The sequence below is a fragment of the Streptomyces sp. SID9727 genome (assembly GCF_010550605.1).
Taxonomy (GTDB): domain Bacteria; phylum Actinomycetota; class Actinomycetes; order Streptomycetales; family Streptomycetaceae; genus Streptomyces.
Window position 1 is genome coordinate 1 of record NZ_JAAGNI010000531.1, and the last position, 4,231, is coordinate 4,231.

Here is a 4,231-nt window from a genome sequence, read left to right on the forward strand (position 1 = left end):
CGCACCGTCCGCCCCGCGACCCGCACCCGCACCGTCCGCCGCGCGACCCGCACCCGCACCGTCCGCCGTGCGCGACGCCGTCACACCCCAGCAGTCGACCCCGCCGCCCGCACCACGCACAGCACCCGGAACGCCGAGCGCCCCCCGTCCGTGCTGGTCCGGATCATGCCGCCGACCAGCAGTTCGCGGATCAGCCGGCCGCACTCCGGCAGCGGGCGGCCGGTGAGCCGCACGACGTCCTGGAGCAGGAACTCTCCGTCGCGCACCTCGCCCAACTCGCCGATGAGCGACCGGCACGGGGCGGGCAGCGTGGCGAGGGCGCGGCTCACCCGTACCTGGAGGCGGGAGCCGTCCGGTCCGCCGGCCAGGTGGTCGAGGAGCGGGGCCGGGTCGGAGTCCACGATGTTCCGCAGGGTGGACAGGTCGCACACGGTGAGCCAGGAAGCTGCGGCACCGAGCGCCGCGGGGTGGCCGTCGAGGCGGTGACAGATCCAGGCCACGTCCGCGAGTGCCTGCCCCTCGGGCACGATGTCCGGCCGGACGCGGCGGAGCTGGCTGAGGAAGAACCGTACGGCGGGCGCGTCCGCGTGCCCGGCCGCCGGGGCCGGCGCCTCCAACGGGGAGAGCAGGAACAGGCGTTCACCGGGTACGTTGCAGGGCCGGTCGCCGGTGATCAGCAGCCGCAGGCCCGGGAACGTGCGCAGGAGCCTGCTTAGGCGGCCGAAGTCCAGGTCGGCGGTGTCGACGCCGTCGAGGACGAGCACGGCGGCGCCGCGTACGGAAGGGCTCCCGTCGTCATCGAGGGCGGCCGGCGCGTCCGCCAGTTCGGGCAGCACGTCCTCGGGCACACCGCCGCCCCGCAGGAACCGGGCACAGTCGTCGGCGAACCGGGGCAACGGGTCGTCGTCGGCGCGCAGGCAGTCGGCCGCGGCGCCGTCACCGTCGTGCCACAGCACCGGCAGCCCGGCGTCGTGCAGTCGGGCAGCCGCCTCCAGAGCGAGCCGGGTCTTCCCCACACCGCTCAACCCGACGATGGTCACCAGCCGTTCGGTGCCGGACCGCAGCTCCTCCACGAGGACACCGGTCTCCGCCTCGCGCCCGACCAGCGGGTAGAGCGGCACGGGCGGTGCGGCCCGCTCCATGGACAGGAGCCGGACGTCACCGTCCGCCCGGGACCCGCGCCGGGCCGAAGCCTCCAACGCGGTACGGGCCCGGGGGCCGAGTCGGAGCGCGTCGGCGATGAGCCGCACCGTATCCGTCCGGGGCCGCTGGGCCTTCCCCTTCTCCAGGTCCCGGATGGCCCGCACGCTGATGGTGGACAGGTCCGCCAACTCCCGCTGGGTCAGGCCGATGCGGAGCCGGTGTCCGCGTATCAGCGAACCGAGCGGGGCGGTGGGGGCCGGGGTGTCCTGCGGGGGGTGGCTGAGCGTCATGAAAGGACTCCTGCTCGTCGGGGAATGGGCGCCCCGGAAGCGGCTGCGGACCGGGGCGCCGGAGGGACGGCTGTCGTGCCTTGCTGCTGCCGGAATCCTCCGTACACGCCCTATCCGGGAGGCATCGCGCGGCCAACGCCCTCAGGGGCGGGCCCGGCCCTCCGGGATAGCCGGCCGGGCTGCCACGCGGCCGGGGGACAGGGGGCGCCGGACCGTGATAGCGGGGGGATAGGGGCGGGGGCGGTGCCGTGAATCCGCCCGTTCCTAATTTGGTGTCCAGAAGGAAACGGAACACCGACGAAGGGACAGTCCGATGGACAAGAACACCACCGCCCGCAACGCTCTCCGCGCCGCCTTCGCCACCGTCGCGGTCGTGATCGTCACCGGCATCGGCATCCAGGCGGGCTGGGCCGACGACACGTCCGGCACCGGCACCCAGCCGACCGGCACCAGCAGCACCCCCACCCCGGGTTCCACCGACAACAACCCCTGGGACTGACTCCGCCGGGCGCCCGCCGCGCCCCACCCGCGGCCCTCGGGGCCCCAGGCGGCGCCGATCAGCCGCCCGCAGGACTCAGAACGCGCCCAACAACCGCCGGGTCTCGGCCAGTTCACGCTTCATGCCCCGGCTCGTGAAGACCTCCACCGCGGGGGCCAGCAGCTCCCGGGAACGCCCCGGCTCCTCCTCGCCCAGCAGCCGCGCCAGATCCAGGCGGGCCAGAGCGCCCCCGCCGAAATCCATGATGTGCTCCCGGGCCGCGACGGCCCGGTCGAAGAAGTACCTCGCCCGGTCGGGCCGCCCCATCAGCACGAACGCCTGACCGAGATCCCGCAGCAGGTGCCCCTCGCCGATCATGTCACCGGAATCCCGGCACAGCTCCAGGACCTCCGTGAACGTCAGCACCGCGAGGTCCAGCTCCCCCCGCTCCAGCAGCAGCTGACCCACCCGGCGCAGGGTCCGCGCCCTGCCGCCCAGATAGCCCACCCCGTCGTATATCTCCAGGGCCTCGTCCAACTGCGCCTGCGCCACGTCCGTCTCGCCCCGGCGCATCCGGATGTGGGCGCTCTGCGTCAGCACGATCGCCCGCCCCACCACGTCACCGGCCCGGTCGAAGTCCGCCAGGGACCGCTCGTAGAGCCCGAGAGCGGTGTCGTCCTCCCCGTTCGTCCGCGCGATCAGCGCCATGTCGCGGCGGCACAGCGCCTCGCCCTGCGGTTCGTCCAGCGCCTGGAAGACGTCGAGCGCCGAACTCAGCGCCTGGCGCGCCATGTCGAACTCGTTGCGGCTCATGTACAGCGAACCCAGCGAGGCCCGAACGGCGGCGGTGCCCCGCAGATTGCCGGCCTTGCGGACGGCGGCCAGCGCCCGTACGTGGGTCTGCTCCCACAGGTCGTAGTGGCCCCGCACCTCGAACAGCGTCACCAGGGTCGTCGCCAGATTCCAGCTGACGTCGTGCAGGCCCTCGTCGGCGGCGTGCTCCACCATTCCGCACAGGGCACCCTGCTCCGCGTCGAACCAGGCCAGCGGATCCGCGAGCAGGTCGCTCGTGCACGACGGGGGAGGCGCCCAGCGCGGGGCGTCGCCGTGCAGCACCGTGAAGTCACCGCCGTACACCTTGCGGTGGGCCTCCTGCGCCAGATACATCCAGCCGCCCGCCATCCGGACGAGAGCGTCCCGGCGCACCTCCGGCGCGTCCTGCGAAGCCAGTTGCTCGCGCGCGTAGACGCGGATGATCTCGTGGAACTGGTACCGGTAGCCGCCGGTCCGCTCCACCCCGACCACATCCAGCATCTGCATGTCGACCAGCGGCTCCAGCAGGTCCGACGGCACGGGGCGGTCGTCCTCCAGCAGCGCGCCCGCCAGCCAGCCCGGCAGCGTCGGAGTACGGGCCATGGACAGCAGCCGCAGCAGACCCCGGTCCTCGGGCGCCAGACCGTTGTACGTCAGCGACAGGCTGGCGCGCATCGTCATCTCGCCGTGCGCCAGCTCGTCCAGCCGGTGCCGCTCGTTGGCCAGGCGGTCCACCATCGACGCGAGCGTCCAGTGCGGGCGGGCGGCGAGCCGGGCGGCCACGATCCGCAGCGCCAACGGCAGCCGTCCCACCGTACGCACCAGCGCCTCGGCGGACGCGGCCTCGCCCTCGACCCGCTCCTCCCCGATGATCCGGGACAGCAGCTTCAGCGCCCGCTCCTCGTCCAGGACGTCCAGCTCCACACGGTGCGCGCCCGGCAGGGCGGTCAGCCGGGCCCGGCTGGTGACCAGGACCGCGCAGTCCCGGCTCCCCGGCAGCAGCGGCTGCACCTGGCTCTCCGACGCGGCGTCGTCCAGGACCACGAGGAGGCGGCGGGAGGCGAGCCGGGTGCGGTACATCTCCGCCCGCTCGTCCAGGGAGTCCGGGATCAGCTGGCCCGGGATGCCCAGCGCCCGCAGGAAGCGGCCCAGCACCTCCGCGGTGGTGGCCGGGGTACCGGTGCCGCGCAGATCGCAGTACAACTGGCCGTCCGGGAACCCGGTCTCCGCGAGCCGGTGCGCGAGGTTCACGGCGAGCGTCGACTTGCCGGTGCCCGGCATCCCGGTGATCACGGCGAGACCGACCGCCTTGCGCTCCCGGCCTCCGGTCAGCGCCTTCTCCAGGTCGGCGATCTGCGCCTCGTCGGCCACGAAGTCCGAGGCCGCGGCGGGCAGCTGCTGCGGCCGGGCGTCGTGCGGCTGCGGTTCGGCGGGGGCGGCGGGGGAGTCCTGACCGGCCCCGGGTGCCGGGTGCGCGCCCGGGGCGACGGCGGGGTCGCCGGTCCCG

Annotated in this window: 3 protein-coding genes; 1 reads left to right on the top strand and 2 read right to left on the bottom strand. The window is 74.1% G+C overall.

From position 1 onward, the window contains the following. Positions 1-80 precede the first annotated feature (80 nt). Positions 81-1,433 (bottom strand): helix-turn-helix domain-containing protein, encoded by a 1,353-nt coding sequence (locus G3I41_RS36190; RefSeq protein WP_164404762.1) that lies wholly within the window; start codon positions 1,431-1,433, stop codon positions 81-83. 313 nt (positions 1,434-1,746) lie between these two features. Between G3I41_RS36190 and G3I41_RS36195 the strand changes: the two genes are divergently transcribed. Further along, on the top strand, positions 1,747-1,932 hold the full coding sequence (locus G3I41_RS36195) for a hypothetical protein (protein WP_164404763.1): 186 nt from the start codon (positions 1,747-1,749) through the stop codon (positions 1,930-1,932). Positions 1,933-2,007: 75 nt separating this feature from the next. Here the strand turns inward: G3I41_RS36195 and G3I41_RS36200 are convergent. Then, positions 2,008-4,231 (bottom strand): tetratricopeptide repeat protein (locus tag G3I41_RS36200; protein WP_164404764.1); only part of this gene is annotated, 2,224 nt, incomplete at its 5' end.

Coding starts and splice junctions, on each gene's coding strand:
- G3I41_RS36190 (WP_164404762.1), bottom strand. CDS start 1,433: ATGACGCTCAGCCACCCCCCGCAGGACACCCCGGCCCCCACCGCCCCG.
- G3I41_RS36195 (WP_164404763.1), top strand. CDS start 1,747: ATGGACAAGAACACCACCGCCCGCAACGCTCTCCGCGCCGCCTTCGCC.